At 54.0% G+C, this 19,376-nt stretch carries 19 protein-coding genes; 12 read left to right on the top strand and 7 right to left on the bottom strand.

Translation table 11 applies throughout. The features are described 5' to 3' along the window. The first annotated feature begins 315 nt into the window (after window positions 1-315). The 7 genes from pyrB (at window position 316) to JFL75_RS16925 (ending at window position 5,425) form a co-directional block, all read left to right on the top strand. A complete protein-coding gene (gene pyrB, locus JFL75_RS16955; protein WP_215627858.1) occupies window positions 316-1,245 on the top strand; it encodes an aspartate carbamoyltransferase in 930 nt (309 codons plus the stop codon). Further along, a complete protein-coding gene (locus JFL75_RS16950) occupies window positions 1,239-1,673 on the top strand; it encodes an aspartate carbamoyltransferase regulatory subunit (protein WP_215627857.1) in 435 nt (144 codons plus the stop codon). The genes pyrB and JFL75_RS16950 overlap by 7 nt, the downstream gene beginning before the upstream one ends. Window positions 1,674-1,759: 86 nt before the next feature. After that, window positions 1,760-2,713: an orotidine-5'-phosphate decarboxylase gene (gene pyrF / locus JFL75_RS16945; protein WP_215627856.1), complete on the top strand. Its 954-nt coding sequence runs from the start codon at window positions 1,760-1,762 to the stop codon at window positions 2,711-2,713. Window positions 2,714-2,736: 23 nt separating this feature from the next. Continuing rightward, complete coding sequence (gene pyrE, locus JFL75_RS16940) at window positions 2,737-3,324, top strand: orotate phosphoribosyltransferase (RefSeq protein WP_215627855.1); 588 nt, start codon at window positions 2,737-2,739, stop codon at window positions 3,322-3,324. A 121-nt stretch (window positions 3,325-3,445) separates the two neighbouring features. Further along, entirely contained in the window at window positions 3,446-4,204 is a 759-nt protein-coding gene (locus JFL75_RS16935) for a metallophosphoesterase family protein (RefSeq protein WP_215627854.1), read from the top strand. Window positions 4,205-4,213: 9 nt separating this feature from the next. Next, window positions 4,214-4,906, top strand: a complete 693-nt coding sequence (locus JFL75_RS16930; protein ID WP_215627853.1) for an HAD family hydrolase — start codon at window positions 4,214-4,216, stop codon at window positions 4,904-4,906. Between the two features lie 81 nt (window positions 4,907-4,987). Further along, window positions 4,988-5,425 carry a pyridoxamine 5'-phosphate oxidase family protein gene (locus tag JFL75_RS16925; protein ID WP_215627852.1) on the top strand — a complete coding sequence of 146 codons (438 nt, stop codon included), beginning with the start codon at window positions 4,988-4,990 and terminating at the stop codon, window positions 5,423-5,425. Window positions 5,426-5,515: 90 nt separating this feature from the next. Here JFL75_RS16925 and JFL75_RS16920 read toward each other — a convergent pair whose 3' ends face one another. Continuing rightward, window positions 5,516-7,477 (bottom strand): AMP-dependent synthetase/ligase, encoded by a 1,962-nt coding sequence (locus JFL75_RS16920; RefSeq protein WP_215627851.1) that lies wholly within the window; start codon window positions 7,475-7,477, stop codon window positions 5,516-5,518. A 329-nt stretch (window positions 7,478-7,806) separates the two neighbouring features. Here JFL75_RS16920 and JFL75_RS16915 point away from each other — a divergent pair, with 329 nt between their 5' ends. Further along, window positions 7,807-8,373 (top strand): DUF2179 domain-containing protein, encoded by a 567-nt coding sequence (locus JFL75_RS16915; RefSeq protein ID WP_215627850.1) that lies wholly within the window; start codon window positions 7,807-7,809, stop codon window positions 8,371-8,373. Here JFL75_RS16915 and JFL75_RS16910 read toward each other — a convergent pair. After that, window positions 8,337-9,386 (bottom strand): uroporphyrinogen decarboxylase family protein, encoded by a 1,050-nt coding sequence (locus JFL75_RS16910; protein WP_223292691.1) that lies wholly within the window; start codon window positions 9,384-9,386, stop codon window positions 8,337-8,339. The genes JFL75_RS16915 and JFL75_RS16910 overlap by 37 nt on opposite strands. A 183-nt stretch (window positions 9,387-9,569) precedes the next feature. Here JFL75_RS16910 and JFL75_RS16905 point away from each other — a divergent pair, with 183 nt between their 5' ends. Beyond that, the gene (locus tag JFL75_RS16905; protein ID WP_215627848.1) at window positions 9,570-10,406 is read left to right on the top strand and encodes an RluA family pseudouridine synthase; all 837 of its coding nucleotides are present in this window, start codon (window positions 9,570-9,572) and stop codon (window positions 10,404-10,406) included. Here JFL75_RS16905 and JFL75_RS16900 read toward each other — a convergent pair. The 4 genes from JFL75_RS16900 to ptsP are packed head-to-tail and all read right to left on the bottom strand — an operon-like array spanning window position 10,398 to window position 15,270. Beyond that, window positions 10,398-11,594: a small ribosomal subunit Rsm22 family protein gene (locus tag JFL75_RS16900; protein ID WP_215627847.1), complete on the bottom strand. Its 1,197-nt coding sequence runs from the start codon at window positions 11,592-11,594 to the stop codon at window positions 10,398-10,400. The two genes, JFL75_RS16905 and JFL75_RS16900, sit on opposite strands and share 9 nt — an antisense overlap. After that, on the bottom strand, window positions 11,587-11,952 hold the full coding sequence (locus JFL75_RS16895) for a MerR family transcriptional regulator (RefSeq protein WP_215627846.1): 366 nt from the start codon (window positions 11,950-11,952) through the stop codon (window positions 11,587-11,589). The genes JFL75_RS16900 and JFL75_RS16895 overlap by 8 nt, the downstream gene beginning before the upstream one ends. Window positions 11,953-11,955: 3 nt before the next feature. Continuing rightward, window positions 11,956-13,509: a ribosome biogenesis GTPase Der gene (gene der / locus JFL75_RS16890; RefSeq protein ID WP_215627845.1), complete on the bottom strand. Its 1,554-nt coding sequence runs from the start codon at window positions 13,507-13,509 to the stop codon at window positions 11,956-11,958. 15 nt (window positions 13,510-13,524) lie between these two features. Next, the gene (gene ptsP, locus JFL75_RS16885; RefSeq protein ID WP_215627844.1) at window positions 13,525-15,270 is read right to left on the bottom strand and encodes a phosphoenolpyruvate--protein phosphotransferase; all 1,746 of its coding nucleotides are present in this window, start codon (window positions 15,268-15,270) and stop codon (window positions 13,525-13,527) included. A 250-nt stretch (window positions 15,271-15,520) separates the two neighbouring features. On the opposite strand from ptsP, the gene JFL75_RS16880 reads away from it, so the two are divergent. The 3 genes from JFL75_RS16880 (at window position 15,521) to JFL75_RS16870 (ending at window position 18,805) form a co-directional block, all read left to right on the top strand. Next, complete coding sequence (locus JFL75_RS16880; protein ID WP_215627843.1) at window positions 15,521-17,809, top strand: B12-binding domain-containing radical SAM protein; 2,289 nt, start codon at window positions 15,521-15,523, stop codon at window positions 17,807-17,809. A 10-nt stretch (window positions 17,810-17,819) separates the two neighbouring features. Continuing rightward, window positions 17,820-18,344: a hypothetical protein gene (locus JFL75_RS16875; protein WP_215627842.1), complete on the top strand. Its 525-nt coding sequence runs from the start codon at window positions 17,820-17,822 to the stop codon at window positions 18,342-18,344. A gap of 161 nt (window positions 18,345-18,505) precedes the next feature. Continuing rightward, window positions 18,506-18,805, top strand: a complete 300-nt coding sequence (locus tag JFL75_RS16870; RefSeq protein ID WP_215627841.1) for a hypothetical protein — start codon at window positions 18,506-18,508, stop codon at window positions 18,803-18,805. A gap of 6 nt (window positions 18,806-18,811) precedes the next feature. Here JFL75_RS16870 and JFL75_RS16865 read toward each other — a convergent pair whose 3' ends face one another. Next, complete coding sequence (locus JFL75_RS16865; RefSeq protein WP_215627840.1) at window positions 18,812-19,360, bottom strand: NlpC/P60 family protein; 549 nt, start codon at window positions 19,358-19,360, stop codon at window positions 18,812-18,814. Window positions 19,361-19,376: the final 16 nt, after the last annotated feature.

The following is a 19,376-nucleotide window of genomic DNA, read 5'->3' as shown; positions in this document are numbered from 1 at the left end:
CTAAAGATAAACTGCGGTTTCCCTGTTCCCCCCTTGCGTTAAAACAGCAACCTATGCTAGTATACTTTGTAATATGAAAATTGAACGGTTTAAACCACAGTTTTTTGTATTACCCGGGAACAGCGGTTCGGCTCCGGCCGGACTGTCCCTCAAATTTTTCTATTTTGAATTTATAACCGCCTTTTCGGCGGTTTTTTTTTGGCCAAATCACCGCTTTCTGAACTTCAGCGGGCTTCAATCTGATTCAGCAAAAAACGCCGCTTTATCGGAAATAGTTTTTCTCCCCGGAACCCCAGAACAACAGGACAGGAATATATGATCAAAGGACGCCATCTTATTGAGCCGGGCAATTTCTCCATTGAAGAACTGGAATGCCTGTTTTCCCAGGCGGAACGGATCGAAAAGGAACCGGACTACCTGCGGGACTCCTGCCGGGGGAAAATTCTGGCGACCCTTTTCTTCGAGCCCAGCACCAGAACGCGGCTCAGCTTTGAGGCCGCCATGCTGCGCCTCGGGGGCAGCTGCCTCGGTTTCGCGGAACCCGGTTCATCCTCGGCCTCAAAGGGCGAAAGCCTGGCCGACACCATCAGAACCGTCGCGTGCTACGCCGACGCCATCGTCATGCGGAACCCCAAGGAAGGCGCCGCCCTTCTGGCTTCCCGCTACGCCGACATTCCGGTTATCAACGCCGGCGACGGCGGCCACCACCACCCCACCCAGACCCTTACGGACCTGCTTACCATACGGCGGCTCCGGGGGGATTTCTCAGGGCTCACCGTGGGTTTCTGCGGGGATCTCAAGTTCGGGAGGACGGTCCATTCCCTGGCGAAAGCACTGGTCCGGTATCCCGGGGTGCGGCTGGTATTCATTTCACCTCCGGAACTTTCCATTCCCGATTACATAACCCGGGAAATCAACCGCACCGACGGGGTTGAGTATACCGAGCCGGACAGCCTGGAAAAAACCATCGGGGACCTCGATGTGCTGTACATGACCCGGGTCCAGCGGGAGCGGTTTTTCAACGAAGAGGATTACATCCGCCTCAAGGACAGCTACATCCTGGACGAAGGGAAAATGGCCCTCGCCCGGAAGGATATGATCGTGCTGCATCCCCTGCCCCGGGTAAACGAAATCGCGGTGGAAGTGGACAGCGACCCCCGGGCGGCGTATTTTAAACAGGCCAAGTACGGCATGTACGTCAGAATGGCCCTCATCGCGTCCGTACTAGGAGCAGTCCCATGCTGAATATTGCGAAAATAAAAAACGGTATTGTCATTGACCATATCAAAGCCGGCCAGGGGATCAAAATATTCAACTGGCTCAAACTCGACAAGGCTCCCTATACGGTGGCCTTCGTGGTCAACGCGTCATCGGACCGGATGGGGCGGAAGGACATCATAAAAATAGACGATACCATTACCATTGACTTTCCCATCCTCGGACTCATAGATCCCAGCATCACGGTAAACATTATCGAGAACGAAGTAATTACGGAAAAAATACAGCTCCGGCTCCCCGAACGGGTAGAGAACATACTCACCTGCAAAAACCCGCGGTGCGTCACCTATACGGAAAAATACATTCCCCATATCTTCCTGCTGGAAGACGCTGAACGGGGAAGCTACCGCTGTGAGTACTGTGACGAGATCCGCTTTGCCGGGGATTTCAGATGAGCCGTATCAAAATCGGCGGCCCCGCCTTGAAAGATGGGGTATTAAAACCATGTGTGAATAATCAGGAATATTAAGGAGGAATTTTCATGCGGTACAATATGGACAGGCTGTATGAACGGGTGGCGGACAAAGGCCACGTCTGTGTAGGGCTGGATACGGCCCCGGATTACATTCCGCCCTCGGAACTGCGGAAGGCAGAATCTCCCGCTGAAGCGGTGCTGAAATACAACCGGGCTATTATTGACGCCACGTCCGATATTGCCGCGTGCTTTAAACTCCAGATCGCGTATTACGAGGAATTGGGCATTGCCGGCCTGGAAGTATACGCCAGAACCCTGGCATACCTCCGGGAGCGGGATCTCCTGGCCATCGCGGATATCAAGCGGGGGGATATCGCCGACACCGCGTCCCGGTACGCCCGGGCCCACTTTGAGGGAGAGTTCGAAGCGGATTTCGTTACCCTCGCTCCCTATATGGGAATGGATTCCATCACCCCCTGGTTAGCCTACGCGGAACGCAGGGGCAAGGGCGCCTTTGTTCTGATGCGGACATCCAATCCCGGCATGCGGGATTTTGAATACCGGGAGCTTGCGGCGGGCGGACGGCTGTACGACGCGGTGGGAGACAAACTCGCGGAACTGGCCCGTGAATCAGCGGGTAAATACGGCTACGGCGCTTTCGGCGCGGTGGTGGGCTGCACCGAACGGGAAGAAGCCTCGGTAATCCGCAGAAAACGGGAAAATCTGTTTTTCCTCATTCCCGGATACGGAGCCCAGGGCGGCGCGGCGGATGACGCGGCGCTCCTATTGAGCAACGGCAACGGCGGCGTGGTAAACGCCTCCCGGTCAATCCTCAAGGCCTGGAACGCCGCGGGAATTTCCCCGGAGGACGCCACCAATGAAACAGCCGCGGGCTGCGCCAGGGAAGCGGCGGCGGAGATGCGGGACGCCATCCGGACCGCGGCGGCGCACCGCGCCGGTCCGGCGAAGCAGGCCGTTCAGAATCAGCCGAAAAAGGCGGTATGCCTTTCAGAGGCATAACGGGAAACAGGGGAACAGCAGCCATGAAAGACGCCATTGAACTGTTAAAAGAATCCGAAGCCATGCTGGAAGGCCATTTCCTGCTCTCATCGGGACGCCATTCGGACCGGTACTTCCAGTGTGCCCGGCTCCTGCAGTACCCCGGCCGGGCGGCGGAAGCCCTGGCCCCGGTGGCGAAGCGAATCAAAGCCCGCATGGATTCGGGAGAACTGGTAGTTGACGCCGTGGTCGGGCCGGCCATGGGCGGCATCATTGTCGCCTATGAACTGGGCCGCCAGCTCGGAGTGCCGGCGTTTTTTACCGAACGGGATGATACCGGCGCCATGACCCTCCGCCGGGGATTCTGGGTCGGAAAAGGCCAGCGTATTCTTATCGCCGAAGATGTGGTGACCACGGGAAAATCCTCCATGGAAAGCGCCCGGGTTCTGGAGGAGATGGGCGCCGAGGTAATCGGTCTGGCCTGTGTGGTGGACCGCCGGGCCGAGGGTGCCCCGGTTTCCTGGCCGCTGTACTCCGCCTGTCAGGTCACGGTGGGGAGCTGGGACGCCGGCGACTGCGAACTGTGCCGGCAGGAACTTCCCCTGGTTAAACCCGGCTCCCGGAAGTTTTAATCCGCCCGAAAACCAATTCTCTTTATAATGGTCTGACGCCCCCGCCGGGAAAACCCGGTGGGTTGCAATAATACGCGGTTCGGGGTGTAATATACGGAAAACAGCTAAGGAGCGCACCCCAGTGAAAGTACTCGTCATATCGGATATCCACGCGAACATACAATCCCTTGAAGCGATTCATAAACAGGAACCTTCCTGGGATCTCCTGCTCTGTGCCGGGGACGCGGTAGATTACGGAACCCATCCGAAGGAAGCGGTCCAGTGGCTCAGGGACAAGAAAGCCATTCAGGTAAAAGGAAACCACGATGCCCATACCGTGGCTGTGTACCGGGAAGGAAATTTCAGTGCGGTTCCGCCGGGCCAGTATAAATGGGTCCACTACGCCTGCGGCCAATTAGACGCGGAGGCCATTGGCTACCTCGACTCCCTTCCCCTCCATATTTCAATGGAAATAGACGGCATCCCCTATCTTCTGCAGCACCAGTACGATGAAGGCTACGGAACCATCCAGAGTCTGGACCAGTACGATAGATTCTGGGATACTCACAGTACCATAGCAGCCGGCGGCGCCGCGCAGCAGAGGATGATCTTCGGCCACAGCCACCGGCGGTGTGTTTTTTATCTGGCCGACGAAAAGCTGTGGCTCAACCCCGGCAGCACTTCCTACCGCCGCCCGGACGACCCGGACAAGACCGCCCATTACGCGGTCATCCAGGACGGAACCATCCATCTCAGAAAAACAGCCTACAACCGGAAACCGGCACTTTTGATTGCCAGGGACTTCCGCCGGCGCGACGCTATGATGGAAACGGAACTGCAGGACGCGTTCTTCTTTTTCGGGGACGCGGAAACAACCAGGGATCCCCTGCCCGCGGTATAGCAGGTTCCGATGAAAAAGACCGCGGTTCTTTTTGATTTGTTTTATACCCTCATCTCTCCATGGCACCATACTCCAAAGGGTGAGGATGAATACACTGTCCTCGGTATGGAACTCTCACAGTTCGAAAGTCTCAACGCGGTCAACTACGAGGAGCGGGCCTGCGGAAGGATCCGGGAACCCGCTGCCATGATTGCCCATATCCTTAAGGATTATGATTACCCCGAAGAAACCATACAAAAGGCGGCCGAAGCCAGGATGGCGAGAATCCGCAGGGCAATTTACCACGTGGATAAAAAAAACCTGGACCTGCTGCGGACCCTCAGAGAGACCGGGTATAAAACAGCGCTGATCAGCAACGCGGATATCGCGGATATATACTATTGGAAAGGCTCCGCCCTGAGCGAATGTTTCGACGAAACGCTTTTTTCGTATGACACCGGCCTGCTGAAACCGGATCCCCGGATATACGAACTTGCCCTGGAACGGCTCGGCGCCGCTCCGGGCGAAGCGCTGTTTGCGGGAGACGGCGGCCACCGGGAACTAGTGGGAGCGAAAAAAGCCGGTATAACCACGGTGCTGACCACCGAGTACATTCAGCATACCTGGCCGGAAAGAATTCCCGCCCTAAAGAAAGACGCGGATTATACGGTGGAACGGATTGAGGAAATCCTGGATATACTAAAAAGCCCGGACACGGAATAATCGGTTCAGGCCCGGACCCAGCGCAAAAAACTGTTCGGTAAAATTCCTCACACTAATAGAATATTCTGGAGGAGCGAACCTATGAAACAGCTTGATTTTAAGGAAAAATACAGAGAGGTCATGGAAAACCTTGAAAAAGAACCATTTATTGTGCTTGCTACTTTGGACGGAGATAAGGCTGCCGCGAGAACCGTATTTTTTTTCATGTATAATTCCTCAATTTATTTTATAACATCAAAACCATATTCCAAATACAAACAGATTGCCAAAAACCCAAATGTGGCTCTGTGTATAAATAACATACAAATTCAAGGCACCGCGCATATACAAGGGCATCCTTCTTTGAAGGAGAATAAACTTGTTCTCGATTTTTTGCTGCAGAAACCTGATAACGCTGTTAATCGGTATGTCAAATATAAAAGCAGTGTCTTAATCGAAGTAAAAATTGATAAAATCCAGACATGGACAAAAGGCGGAAGAGAATATATCGATATTCATAAAAAAGAGGCATACCGATAGTTTTATGGCATATTGGGTTCAGACCGCAAAACGCTAGCATTGCGGCCCGAACCCAACATTGCGTATACCCGGAATAATGCGAGGTTCCGTTTACCCCAGTATTTTCGCTTCCCGCAGGGCTTCCCGGTTTCCCGGAAGGTGCGGATCCGCGGCGCCGGCGGCGTAGAGTTCGTCAATCCTGGGCCGGTAGAAATCCCGGACCTTGTGCCGGACCAGCTTCATGGTGGAGTTGATCAGCCCGTTGCTCTCGTCAAAAGCCGACGGAATAATGGCGAACGAAGAAGGCCGCCACTGCACGGGAATGCTCGAATAATCGGGATGATCCTTGAACACCAGAAGGTCATCCCTGATCAGGTCGATGACCTTATCCGCGTCGGCGTCGGCGGTGATGCCCTTTTCCTTCATAGCCGCTTTGAGTTCCTCGGCGTTGAGGGTAATCAGCGCGGTGGTAAATTTATTCTGTTCATTAAACGCCATGATCTGGTTCACGAATCTTGATGTGTTGATCACCGCCTCTTCGATTGTCTCGGGGCTGTACTTCTCGCCGTCCGCGGAAATGAGCAGGGCCTTTTCGCGGCCCGTGACAACCAGGAAATTGTCGGCATCCTTAAAGCCCAGGTCGCCGGACCAGAGCCATCCGTCCCTGAGGGTCTCGGCGGTGGCTTCGGGATTTTTATAGTAACCCTTCATCACCGAACCGCCCCGGGTCACGATCTGGCCGATTTCGCCGGTTCTGCATTCCGTGGTTTCGTCCTTCATGATCCGTACATCCAGGTCGGTAATAATGTTTCCGGAGGTGCCGAATTTATGGCGGGCCGCGGAATTGGAACAGATAATGGGCGCGTTTTCCGTGAGGCCGTAGCCCTGGTACACCGGAGCGCCGATGGCATTAAAAAATTCCTGCTGTTTGATCTCCAGGAGCGCGCCGCCGCCGATACAGAATTTGATATCCGTCCCGAAGATACTCCGGAGCTTGGGGAAAATGAGGGCGTTGGCCAGAGCCCAGGGGAAGAAGTTTTTAATCCTGGTTCCCAGAGGGACCTTGTTGTAACCGTTCCCCGCCCGGGCGATACCGGCTTTGAGTCCCCGTTCAAAAATCCCCTGGATAAAGGGTCCCTTCGCGCCGATTCCCTGGATCATTTTTTTCATGAAATTCCCGGAAAGGGCCGGCACCGTGAGGAGCAGGTCAGAATTAATCTCCACCAGGTTTTTCGGCAGGTTCCGCATGGCCGCCATGGGTCCGCCCTGGGCGTCAACAAAGTACATGGTCAGCCCCTTGTAGCAGAAAATGTAAATTCCCACGGTATGGGCGAAGGAATGGTCCAGGGGCAGCATAATAAGGCTCTTCCAGCCCCGTTCCACATGGACGACATTGGTGGCGTTTATGGCATTGTGGAGGTAGTTTTTATGGGTCAGCATAATGCCCTTGGGATTGCCCGTGGTACCGGAGGTGTAACAGATGGTTACGGTATCGTCCTCGGTGATGGTCTTCTCGAGTTCCTCCAGTTTCTGTGCGTAGGTAGAACCGCCGGGGCCAGCCTGGTCCAGAAGTTTTTCCCCTTCCGCTACGAGATCATCGTAGAAAAAGAGATCCTTGCCTTCGGTGAGTGAAGTTTTGGCGATGAGCTCCGCAAAATGGATCGTTTTATCACTGATGCAGATAACCGCGGGTTTCTGCTGCACCTTGTCCAGAATTTCCGCGACCTTCTGAAAGTTGTTCTCCGAAACCAGAATCGCCCGGGATTCGGAATGGTCCAGACGGAAAATTATTTCCTCCCCGATAAGTTTCGTGGAAAGCGGAACCGACGTGCATCCCGCCTTGAGCACCCCGAATTCCCCGAGCACCCAGGAACAGCGCCCTTCGGAAAGAATCGAAATATTGTCACCCTTATTGAAGCCGAGCTTTACCAGGGACGCGGCGAAGGCCGAAGAAATCCTGTCGGACTCGATATAACTGAAGGTCTTCCACGCGTCGCCTGCTTTCCCGCCCAGATAGGGCTGGTTTTCGAATTTTCGGGCGCCTTCGTGAAGCAATTCAATAACGGTTTTCATGGAAATCCTCCGGAAAAATAATGAAAATCATAGCAGGGAACATCTAAAAACATCAGTTTTTAGATGTTTTCTTACCCCCTGGAGAAAATCGTCATTGGATAATTTCTTGCTTAGAAAAGTTAACGATTTTCCCCGAGGCACCTCTAAAAAACCAACCGGAGTTTTTAGAGGTGCCCTGTGTTTTGATACCTATAGTATCCAATATGTTTACCGGTATCGTCAAGTAAAATGACATTATATGTAATTTTGTATTACTGTTTAATTTTCACCCTTCCTCACTTGTTTACCTGCGGGATCATCATTATATTCAGATCAGAGAGGGCAATGGTATGCTGGAAATGGTTGTTACTTTTTTCACCGCCGCTTCCGTGGGGGAACTCCTGCTGATTTTCGTTTCAAAGGTCATCGAAGTAACCATGGGTACCCTGCGGGGGATACTGATCAACAAGGGGTACCGAAGACAGGGGTCCATACTCGCTTTTTTCGAGATCATCCTCTGGGTTTTCGTAGCGTCCCGGGTGATCAACGGCATTGCCGACGCTCCCATAAAGGGAATCGTGTACAGTATCGGGTTTGCCCTGGGGGTAAACCTCGGTTCCCGGATCGAAAATTACATTGCCCTGGGGAATGTCCTGATCCAGACCATCGTATCAAAGGAAAATTCCGGGATCATGGCGTCGGAACTGCGGGCCAAGGGGTACGCCGTAACCACCGTCGAGGCAAAAGGCCGGGATTCGGACAAAACCGTACTGATGATTTTCGCCAAGCGGAAAGGCAAAGAAGATATTATTAAAGAAATACACCGCACCGACGGTACGGCGATGATCATAACCAATGACGTCTCAACGCTCCACGGCGGTTACATTTCTCCCGCCACAAAAAGTCCCGCGAAATAAGGTTTGTGGCTTCCGGCGAATTCCGACATGGCGAGGATATTTTCTTCCGGAGTATCATAAGGTATTTCGCAGCCGGCGCCGACAATATAGCGGTGCCCGCCGGCTTCTTCAAAACAGGTTTCCAGAGCCGCGCTGATTGAAGCGGGGGTGCCGTCGCGAACCATGGAAACAGGATCAATGTTGCCCAGGAGAACCCGGTCCGGACCGAGTACCGAACGGGCGGCGCCGATCTGCGACGGGGAATCCAGGTCAATAATATCATAGGGAATATCCTCAAGGACCGGAAAAAGGGGCATGATATTCCCGCATATATGGAGCCTGGCCAGGGCTCCCGCGTCATGGATTGCGGACACGTACCGCATGTGAAGGGGCACAAGGAATTCGGTAAAAAGATCCGGCCCCAGAAGAGATGAAACGGGCTCCCCCACCCCGATACTCTCGGCTCCGGCTTCGATCTGCCTCCGCAGAAATTCAATTTGATTGCCCGCGACGTACTCAAGCAGCTGTTTTACAAAAGCGGGATCATCGTAAAAATCCATCAGAAGCCGGGATGTTCCCCAGGTAATCGAAGCGCCCAGGGCAGCCCCTTCGACCCATCCTTCCACAAGCAGTGATCCGCCGACTGTGCGGCGGAATTCCGTGATTGCCTTAAGGCGTTCGGTCATGAGACGACCCTGATAATAATCGCCTTCCATGGCGGTATATATGCCTTCCTTTCGGTTGAAAAGCGCAAACTCTCCGGTTTCGTTAAGAGATTCCTCGGGAAGCAATGGGTAAAGCTCCCTGTAATCCTCCGCTTCTATTGAAGGTTTTGAAACCACCGAAACGTAATCGGAATGGAATTTCTCAGCGAACGCGAGCTGCCCCTTAACCAGTACCCTGTAATCTGAAATGTATTCTTCCAAATCAACCCCTATACAGCGGCGGGCATAGGCGGAATTAAGCGGCATGAAAGGAAGACGATTTGCAGACACACCGTTTACTGCGGCAAAAATCAATTCTCGGCCGGTCATAGATACCATAACAGTATTAATGATAGTTTGTTTTCCGAATAATTGCGAGGTTTTTTTTCATACTCCGCCCATACAGCCAACGTATATTGAACAGCAGGAACCGTGTTCACGGGACAGCATCAACTCCGGCAGCCGGCACCGCCTCTTGCTGCTGATGAAGCTTAAGGGCTACACTGGTACCGGATGAAACACAGCGACCCTTATACTTTATTGTACGAAGACAAATTTCTCCTGGCGGTGGATAAGAGCTCCGGGATAGCGGTCACCGCGGACCGGTGGGATGAATCAAAGGAACGGCTGGACAAGCTGCTGAACAGCTTTATAGCCCGGGAAATCGAGAAGGATCCGGAAGCCGGCCAAAAACGCTTTCCCTTTCCCCACCGGGTCTTTATTGTCCACAGGATAGACCGGGATACCTCCGGGATTGTTCTGTTTACGAAAGATCAGGAAAGCCACCGGGAGCTGTCCAAGGCATTTGAAGGGCACCGGATTAAAAAAAGCTATATCGCCGTTGTCCATGGGAGGCCTTCATGGAAGGAAACCGCCTGCGACCTGCCCCTGGTTGCGGATGGGGACAAAAAACACCGGACAATCATTGATAAATACCAAGGAAAGAAAGCAATTACAAATTTCAGGTATCTGGGGGGCGCGGGAAATTACAGTATCATAGAGGCGCTGCCGGAAACCGGCAGAACCCATCAGATCAGGGTTCACCTGGCCAGCCTCGGGCACCCCATTGTCTGCGATCCCCTGTACGGAACGAGTTCCAAGGGGGTTTATCTTTCATCCTTTAAACGGGGCTGGCGGGGGGATCCTATCGATGAACGGCCCCTGCTGTCCCGGATGGGTCTCCACGCCGCGCGGATCGGCCTGCCTGCGCTTTCCATAAAAACCGATGCGGCGGAAGAAACAATCCCTCCGCTGAACCTGCACGCGTCCCTTCCCAAGGATATGGCCGCCTTGGCCAAACAGATGGAAAAATCCGGCAGCGCCATAACCGGGATCGAGGATTTACTCTAACGGAAAAACCAAAGCACCGCTTTTTGAATCCCGCGGTTCCCTGCCGGTACACACGACATCGGCGCAGGAACCCGAGGGGAGATCTTCGATTCTGCCCCGGCTCCCCGTGACGAGAACCAGGCCTTTCCGGGAGCAGCCGTACCTTCCAAAACGATTTCCATGGGGAGCGGATTTTTTCCCGGGGTTATTGCTCACACCGGAGGAACCCGCAACCGGAAACGGGTCGGTAATGACGCGTACCGGAAGCCGCTGGGCGCCGCCGGCTTTATCTTCGGGACACAGGGCGCCGCCGGAAGAGCCGGTATATAAAAAACTGAGCACCGCCCGTTCCTTGGGAATCCCCGCGGCGGCGGACAGCCGCAGCAGATCCCCGGGAGCGCCATCGGTGTCAAAGGCAAAATGGCACCATTTTGCGCCCCTTCCGCCCCCCGGCAGCGGACATACCCCGCTGTGGGGACAGGGCGCCGCCGGCATCCTGCGGTGGCCCGCCAGGGCTGTTCTCAGGGCTGAAATAAATTCTCCGGACCGGGGAATTCCCGGTTCCACCACCAGTACGGCGCCGTCTTCCCGGGCAATGGCCGAGAGGAACCGGGCCTGTTTTTCCGCGATGCCCTTAAGCATACGCCGGTCATCCCAGAATACTTCGTTGAATACATTGGCCGCCGTTACCAGAGCCGCCGGAGGACCATCGATCCGCGCGCCCAGGGATGCCCGGGTAGTTTTTACGGTCCACGGTGAATCAGCTCCGGCCACGGCGTGAAGAAGTTTCACCCCCGCGCCGAGGACCCCGCCGGTGCGGTCGAGACAGCGGAATTCCAGGGGAATTTTCCGGAGATCGGGGCGGCTGATCCACAGGGCAATGGGAACGGTGAGGGGACCGGAACCGAGATCCGTTACGGTATCCCCGGGTTTGAGATTGATGGGTAAAGCCGGCAGCAGCCGGGCCAGGCGGTAGGCGTTCCAGGGGAGAAAATACCGGAGGTACGCCGACAGCAGTGCCGGCCGGCCCATATACCCGTCGTCCCGGCGGTCCCGGGTACTGGTCAGAAGGCGGGAAAGTTCCGCGATATTTCCCGCTAAATCCGCGCGGAACCGTTTCTGCAGGGGGAACGTTTCGTCAATGCATACCATCAGCCGGCTGAGGCTGTTCCTGGTTTCTCCTGTCAGCGGAAGGAAAAGGTCAGTCATCGGAAGTCCGGGTTTTCTGCATCACCGCCGGTTCCTCCAGGGATTCGGCGGATTTACGGATAAGGAAAAAGAGGTCCATGAGGCTCGACCGGAGGGCTTCAATCTCCGCCCGTATATTCTGGTCCTGACCGGACATTTCCCGCAGAAGCTGTTCCCGGGCACCCTCAAGGGTAAAGCGGCGGACGTGGAGGAGGTGCTTGAGTCTGAGCAGGATACGCACATCCCGGCTCGAATAGGTCCGCCGGCCGAAGCCATCCTTCCGCGGCTGAATCAGGGGAATTTCCTTTTCCCAATACCGGATGACGTGGACCTTGGCGCCCACCAGGCGTTCCACGTCTCCTATGCTGTAGGAAGCCATGGCTTATCTCCGTTTCCGGGATGTTCCCCTGCTGTGCTTCGCCTTTGCCTTTCCGCCGCCGGAAGCACTCTGCCCGGGACTCTTCGGTCCGGAAGATCCCTGCCGGGCGGGTTCAGTCCCGGGGCCGCGTTTCTTCGGTGCGGCAGGACTGCCTTCCGGACGTGTTTTGTTAAGCGCCCGCCGGGTTTCGAGTTCCTTCCGGGCGGTGGTCTGGTCGGTCCGGGACGCCCGGAGTTCAATCTGAACCGGGATCATGGAAAACCCAAGATCCTTCCGGATTTTATTTCTCAGGTACGATTCATAGGATTCGGTTACCGCCTGAGGCCGGGAAACGAAAAAAACAAACTTAACGGGATTTTCCGAAACCTGGGTAACGTATTTTATTTTGAACCGTGTCTTGGGCCCAATGGGAGGGGGATATTCCTCCAGCCAGCGCTCAAGGGCCTGATTGAGAGGTCCGGTATCAACCTTCCGGGTAAGCTGGCGGTACATTTTAAGCGCCGTATCCAGAAGTTCACCCACACCGGTTCCATCTATGGCGCTGACCGCGACAATGGGCGCGTAGTCCATTTTGCCGAAGAGAAACCGGATCCGGTCTGAGGCCGCGGTAAAGGTATTTTTGATCTGGGGCATGGTATCCCATTTGTTGAGCACCATGATAATTCCCCTGCCCCGTTCATGGGCAAGGGCGGTGATCTTCTTGTCCTGGTCGCTGAGGCCTTCATTGGCGTCTATCATAAGCAGGACCACATCGGCGTCATCCAGGGATTTGATTGCCCGGTTGACCGAATAGTATTCGATATTTTCGTTTACCCGGCTTTTCCGCCGGATCCCCGCGGTATCAAGAACCGTAAACAGCCGGTCCTTGTAGTAAAAACTTCCTTCCACCACATCCCGGGTCGTACCGGGGATATCGCTTACGATAGAAGCCGCCGACGCGGTCAGCCGGTTGGAGAGGGTCGACTTTCCCGTATTCGGTTTACCCACCAGGGCAAGCCGGATACCCCGCTCTTCGGCGGTGTCAACTTCAACATTCGAAAAATCGAGGCGCTTTACTATAGCGTCTTCAAGATCACCGATATTGTCCCCGTGCTCCGCGGAGATCATATACACCGAATCGAAGCCGTAGGACAGCAGATTCCACGCGTCCGCTTCCCGGCGGCCGCCTTCGGTTTTGTTCACCGCCACCATGAGGCGGTCCTGATGGGGTCTCAGAAATTTGATGAATTCCTCATCCTCCGGGGTCAGCTCTCCGGCTTCAAGGATCAGGACAATAAGGTCCGCTGTTTCCAGGGTTTCCAGAGTACGTTCTACCACCAGGCCATCGAGTTCTTCGCGGTCGAGTTTGAATCCGCCGGTATCGATAAGCCGGACCGGGCGGTTCGCGATAAAGGCATCGGCGCCCACGGGATCCCGGGTGACCCCCGGAGTCGGATCGGTGATGACCCTGCGTTTGTGGAGGAGGCGGTTAAAGAGGGTTGATTTTCCCACATTGGGACGCCCCACCAGGGCAACTACCGGAAGGTTGCGGTACTGTATACCGTATTCAAAATTCATCGTTCCGCCACCGTGCTAATCCCCGATATCGGGGAAATGCTCCGCCATCCAGGCTTCGACAAGAAAAGTAACATGCTGGTATGACGAACACTCCATGATTTTTTCCGCCAGGATACGGCAGCTTTCTATGGTTGATCCCCGGATTATTTTTTTTACCAGGGGAATTGACGACGCGGTCATGCTGAATTCATCCAGACCGAGGCCGAGGAGCACCGCTGTGGCCATGGGGTCCCCCGCAAGTTCTCCGCACATAGCCGCTTTTATTCCGTTTTCGTGGGCCGCGTCGATGGTTCTTTTGATGAACCGGAGCACCCCGGGATGGAAGGGCTGGGCAAGGTAATTGACCTTTTCATTGCCCCGGTCAACGGCTATGGAATACTGGACCAGGTCATTGGTCCCGATTGAAAAGAAGTCCGATTTTTTCGCCAGTATGTCCGCGGTCATGGCGGCGGAAGGAATTTCGATCATGATGCCGATCTCAATATTTTCGTTGAAAGGGAATCCCTTCTCCAGGCATTCGGCCTTTGCTTCCTCAACCACGGTTATCGCGTTTACCAATTCCTCAATGCCTGAAATCATGGGAAACATTATTTTAAGGTTTCCCTCGGTGCTGCACCGCAGCAAAGTTTTGAGCTGGGTTTTGAAAAGTTCCGGCAGGGACAGGCAGAACCGTATAGCCCGCCAGCCAAGGAGGGGGTTCTTTTCATCGTAGCTCTGCAGATTGGGAAGGAGCTTATCACCTCCGAGATCGAGGGTCCTGATGGTTACCGGCCGGTCGCCCATGGCCTCGAGAACCCGGCGGTACGCCTGGTACTGGGTTTCCTCCTCCGCCGGGTATCCCGGGGTAAGGAAAAGGAATTCCGAACGGTACAGACCGATCCCTTCGGCGCCGTATTTAAGCACATGGTCGGCTTCTTCGGGAAGCTCAATATTCGCCTTAAGACAGACCCGGTAGCCGTCCAGGGTTTCCGCGGGAAGATCCCGGATGGCGTGGAGTTCGTCGGAGATCCGGTTGATCTGGGCGGCTACCCGCTTAAACCGGCTCAGGGCTTTTTTATCGGGCTTGATCGTCACCCGGCCGGCATTGCCGTCAACAATGACCGTGTCCCCGTCATTGATAAGTTTCGTTACCCGGGAAAGGCCCAGGACCGCGGGAATTTCAAAGGCCCGGGCAAGGATAGCCGTATGGGACGTCCGCCCTCCCATATCCATGACAATACCCTTTACCCGTTCCTTGTTCATGGCCAGGGCGTCCGACGGCAGGAGATCATGGACAACGAGGATCACATCCTCTTTGAGATCCGCCAGGGAAAAGCGTTTTATGGACAGAAGCTTAAACAGAATCCGGCTCGCGACATCGGAGATATCCACCGCCCGCTCCCGGAGGTAGGCATCCGCGGATGCGATAAGTTTCTGGGTAAGCTCATGGGAAATATCCCAGACGACCCATTCAATATTCTCGAGACTCGTTTCCAGGCGTTCCTTCATCTGGCCATGGAATTCCTCATCTTCCAGCATCATGAGCTGGGCCTGGAATATCTGGGCCTGTTCTTTCGTCATTTCGTGGGAAGAAGTATCGAGCAGTTCCTGAATTTCCGCTTTCGCGGCGTCAATTGCCGAGAGAAGGCGTTTCCATTCGTGATCAGTATCGCTTTTTTGAATTGAATACCGGGGAATATCCGGAAATTCGCCCTCCAGATACAGGAAGGCTTTTCCCATAACGATCCCTGAAGATGCGGAAATACCGGATAATCGTTCCATTGTATTGAAGGATACTCCAAAGACGGGTAAACTGTCAAACCTACATGGAAACTTCACAATCCGGCGGTGACCAGGGAGCTCCGAGAGCCCCGGACTGCCTGAAATGCGTATACTTCAAGGTCTCATGGGACCCGGCCTTCCCCAGATCGTGTACGGTTTTCGGTATTAAGAGCCGGAACCTGCCGTCGGTGGAGGTTTTCCGGGCGACGGGACACCACTGTCCGTCCTTCCGGCAGAAGGAAGGGCTCCGATGATATACCTCGTCCAGCCGCCCCTGGTCCAGCTTAACGCGCCCTATCCTTCAATTTATTACCTCAGGTCATTCCTGGAAAAAAACGGATATTCCTGTATCGTTTCCGACCATTCCATCGCCCTTTTTGAGCGGATTTTCTGCCGGCAGGGAACGGAAACCCTGTTCGCGGACGCACGGAGGGCGTTCGGCAAAACACCCGGAGCCGCCGCGGAGAATCCCTATGCCCGATACAACATCGAACGGTTCCTGTCGGAGTCCGAACAGTGGACCGCGGTTATAGACCGCCTGGTAAATTTTCTCAGAGGGAAGGACCGGGAATTTGCCCACCTGCTGACCCAGGCCAACGGGGTGATTCCCGGCGGTCCCCGGTACGACAGCTGCCTTGAAGCCGCGGACGGCCAGCCCGGGCCGGATTCAGCGCCTGTTTTGGCAAGCCGGCTCCTGGCTGATCTGGCGGATTTCATCACCGTCGCCCTGGATCCGTCATTCAGTCTGGTCCGCTACGCGGAGCACCTGAGCGCCAGCGTCCGGGACTTTTCGCAGGTCACCGCCGGCCTGGACAGTTATATTCTGAATACTTTTTACCGGCCCTTTCTGCAGGAGGAATGGCGGAATCTGGAGAAAAAGCTCCCCGGCGGAGAGGGACAGTTTCTGCTGGGGGCGACCATTCCCTTTCCCGGCTGCCTCGCCGGGGCTTTGGTCTGCGCGGAATCGGCGAAGGAATATTTCGGAGACCGGGTATGCACCGCCGCCGGAGGCGGCTACGTGAATACGGAACTGCGTTCCCTGGAGGAGGACCGGTTCTTTGATTATTTCGACTATCTGTGCTTTGACCGGGGATACGGCTCTCTCAGGGCGGTGCTGGACCGGCGGGCGGCGGGCGGAGATACGGACAAGCCGCTGTACAAAACCATGTACCGCCCCCACGGGCACCGGAGCATCGTCCGGGACCAGGCCATCGAAAACAGCGCCTGCGAAAAACCCCGGGAAGAACCGTCTGAATCCTATGCCGAGGCTGACCGGGATTCGGTGAAAACCATTTTCCCCGATTATACGGGAATTGATTTTTCCCGGTACATCTATCCGGTGGACGACGCCAATCCCATGCACCGGCTCTGGTCGGATGGTCACTGGCTCAAGGCCTACCTCGCCCACGGCTGCTACTGGCACGCCTGCGCGTTCTGCGATGTGCAGCTGGATTATATCCGCGGCTATTCGCCCGCGGACCCGGAGGCGCTGTTCGCCCATCTGAAAGACCAGGCTGAAAAAACCGGAGTCCGGGGGGTACACCTCGTTGATGAAGCCGCTCCCGCTGCGTCCCTCGTCCGTCTGGCGGAACTCAACCGGGCGGCGGGGCTGCCCCTGGAGTTCTGGGGCAATATCCGTTTTGAAAAAGCTTTTACTCCGGACACCGCGGCCCTGCTCGCCGCGGGCGGACTCATCGGCGTTTCCGCCGGAATTGAGGTGGCGTCGGAACAGGGATTTAAACGGATCGGCAAAGGCATAACCCTCAGAGAGGTGGTCCGGGCCTGCGCGGCCTTCAAGGAAGCGGGAATCCTGACCCACGCGTACCTGATTTACGGGTACTGGGATGAACAGGAGGAGGAAATCATTGACTCCGCGGAAACCATGCGCCAGCTTTTTAGCCAGGGCCTCCTGGATTCGGCGTTCTGGCACAAATTTGTCCTGACCCGCCATTCCCGGATTTACGCCGAATGGAAACGGGGCCGCCACGGAGACCTTGCGGTCACCGGCGATTCCGCGGCCCCCGGAGAACCGAAGCTGTTCGCCAATAACGACCTCCGTTTTGAAGGAGAGGAACAATACGATAAATTCACCGCGCCCCTGGACGCGCTCCTTTCAGCGTGGATGAACGGGGACACGGAGACTCCTGTGGACAGGGCTTTTCCGTTTAAGGTCCCTGCCCCCTCTGTGCCGGCAGATACGGTAACGGAACTGCTGGATGCATACGCCCGGGACCGCGACCAGGAACGCGCTGAATTCCCGGCGGACGGCGGACAGCGGCTGATTTTTCTCGGGTCCAGTCCGATGATGCGGCCGTCCCGGGGCGGTGCCCGCCTTTTCTGGCGCTGGCGCCTGGCCGACCATGAAGTCACCGTGACTGCGGACAGGGCCGCAGCGCTGAAGCTTCTCCTGGAAAAAGTTTCCCGAAATCCTTCGGATGACCCCCAGGGTTTTATGCAGGAACTCCGGGAAATCATAGGAGCCGCCGCTCTCCCGGAACTGTGGAACACCCTCAGGAACGGCGGACTTGCGTTGTATTAAGGAATAAGGAATGGAAACTTTACACAATAGAAATGATGTTTTGAAATATTATCTGTACAAAGCATCGGCATCAAAACAGTTTAAAATCAGAAAAATACTTTATCATTATATAATTCCAATTGTTTTTATTTTTATTGGAATTTTTAATTATATAAATACCAGGAATAGTACTGTTTTATTAATATATACAGTAATTGCACTGGCAGGGTTTTTATTTTTGCCTAGATATTTAAAACATATCTATAAGAGGCATTATGAAAATTTTATTGATAAAAATCTAAGCGAACTTTTTGGAAAGAATGAAACGATAGAAATAGCTGATGACAAACTAATTAATAAGAATGTTTTATCAGAATCAAAAGTAGATATATCACAAATAAAATATTTAGTAGAGCTTAAAGACAATTATATAATCAGCATCAATGACAGCGCCTCATTAATCGTGCCTAAAAATGATGAAAGCGCAAGAATAGTGAATACCATAAAAAATAAAAATAATTTGACAGTAAAAAATGAAACAAACTGGAAATGGTAACAATACAATGCTGTTTAAAAAATGCCGGGTGAAAATACGATTGAAACACTAACTTTGGAATAATAAAATATCGTACCGGATTCACTGAATCCAGCAAAGACCACACGAAACAGCGAAAAGATGATATTCAAAAAAAGCCGAAATAATGTTAGAAATATTTTATGGACAATCTGAATAAAAAAACAGAAAAAGTAATTACAGACCTGGAAAAAGAAAAGCAGAATCCGGATTCACCATTTGTGGCTTTACAGCTGGATGAAGTTATTGGCTTCTTAAAATATTTGCTGAATAACAATGGTATAAATGAAAATAATCCTGCGGAAATTTCAGATACAATTAAAAAAATAAATTACTGGGCGGCTGACTCGTGGCCGTACGAGAATAAAATAACCATAGAGATTACAGAAATTATGGAAGCCTATGAAAAGATAATAAAAAAACATTATGCGGGGATTACATAAATAACGTCAGTCTCCAAGCAGCAGAATTATACCAAAGGATAAAACCCGGCTGTCCCCGGCGGGATAGGAACGCAGGGATACCCCGTTGATGCTGTTTTCCGGTTGATACGTTGCGTCAATAAAAAATATTTCCCCGGATTCCTCCGTAACGAACAGCGCTATATGACTTGGGCGGGACGGATCATCCCCCATAAAGATGAGATCCCCGGGCCTAGGTTTATCCGCAGGTACCGACCACCGGGTAAAAAAATCGATCACCGCCGCGTCTCCGAAAGGGAGACGGTAACCGGCATCGGCCGCGGCATAGGCGTAACAGTTTACAACAAGCCCGGAACAATCAATTTTAATTGCCCGGAGCGGATCCTGGCCTCCGTATTCATACTCCGTTTCAGCGGAAACATACTGATGGGCGTACTGCAGCGCCCTCTCCGCGACAGCACCGGAACAGGCAGCCAGTTCGGGATTAGCTGCTGAGATTCCGCTGCCGCATCCCCAGGCAAACAACATGGAAAGCATTGCCGGGAATAACGGATACCGGGAACAAGTTTTTTTCACTGTTTCAATCTTCCCT

It is taken from the genome of Breznakiella homolactica, assembly GCF_016616095.2.
Classification (GTDB): Bacteria; Spirochaetota; Spirochaetia; order Treponematales; family Breznakiellaceae; genus Breznakiella; species Breznakiella homolactica.
The sequence above is the reverse complement of the archived record's forward strand: the minus strand, read 5'-3'. Positions and strand labels throughout refer to the sequence as shown.

Bases quoted from the DNA above. Each gene is read 5' to 3' on its own strand.
- pyrB (WP_215627858.1), top strand. From the start codon at position 316: ATGATCAAAGGACGCCATCTTATTGAGCCGGGCAATTTCTCCATTGAA.
- JFL75_RS16950 (WP_215627857.1), top strand. From the start codon at position 1,239: ATGCTGAATATTGCGAAAATAAAAAACGGTATTGTCATTGACCATATC.
- pyrF (WP_215627856.1), top strand. From the start codon at position 1,760: ATGCGGTACAATATGGACAGGCTGTATGAACGGGTGGCGGACAAAGGC.
- pyrE (WP_215627855.1), top strand. From the start codon at position 2,737: ATGAAAGACGCCATTGAACTGTTAAAAGAATCCGAAGCCATGCTGGAA.
- JFL75_RS16930 (WP_215627853.1), top strand. From the start codon at position 4,214: ATGAAAAAGACCGCGGTTCTTTTTGATTTGTTTTATACCCTCATCTCT.
- JFL75_RS16925 (WP_215627852.1), top strand. From the start codon at position 4,988: ATGAAACAGCTTGATTTTAAGGAAAAATACAGAGAGGTCATGGAAAAC.
- JFL75_RS16920 (WP_215627851.1), bottom strand. From the start codon at position 7,477: ATGAAAACCGTTATTGAATTGCTTCACGAAGGCGCCCGAAAATTCGAA.
- JFL75_RS16915 (WP_215627850.1), top strand. From the start codon at position 7,807: ATGCTGGAAATGGTTGTTACTTTTTTCACCGCCGCTTCCGTGGGGGAA.
- JFL75_RS16910 (WP_223292691.1), bottom strand. From the start codon at position 9,386: ATGACCGGCCGAGAATTGATTTTTGCCGCAGTAAACGGTGTGTCTGCA.
- JFL75_RS16905 (WP_215627848.1), top strand. From the start codon at position 9,570: ATGAAACACAGCGACCCTTATACTTTATTGTACGAAGACAAATTTCTC.
- JFL75_RS16900 (WP_215627847.1), bottom strand. From the start codon at position 11,594: ATGACTGACCTTTTCCTTCCGCTGACAGGAGAAACCAGGAACAGCCTC.
- JFL75_RS16895 (WP_215627846.1), bottom strand. From the start codon at position 11,952: ATGGCTTCCTACAGCATAGGAGACGTGGAACGCCTGGTGGGCGCCAAG.
- der (WP_215627845.1), bottom strand. From the start codon at position 13,509: ATGAATTTTGAATACGGTATACAGTACCGCAACCTTCCGGTAGTTGCC.
- ptsP (WP_215627844.1), bottom strand. From the start codon at position 15,270: ATGGAACGATTATCCGGTATTTCCGCATCTTCAGGGATCGTTATGGGA.
- JFL75_RS16880 (WP_215627843.1), top strand. From the start codon at position 15,521: ATGATATACCTCGTCCAGCCGCCCCTGGTCCAGCTTAACGCGCCCTAT.
- JFL75_RS16875 (WP_215627842.1), top strand. From the start codon at position 17,820: ATGGAAACTTTACACAATAGAAATGATGTTTTGAAATATTATCTGTAC.
- JFL75_RS16870 (WP_215627841.1), top strand. From the start codon at position 18,506: ATGGACAATCTGAATAAAAAAACAGAAAAAGTAATTACAGACCTGGAA.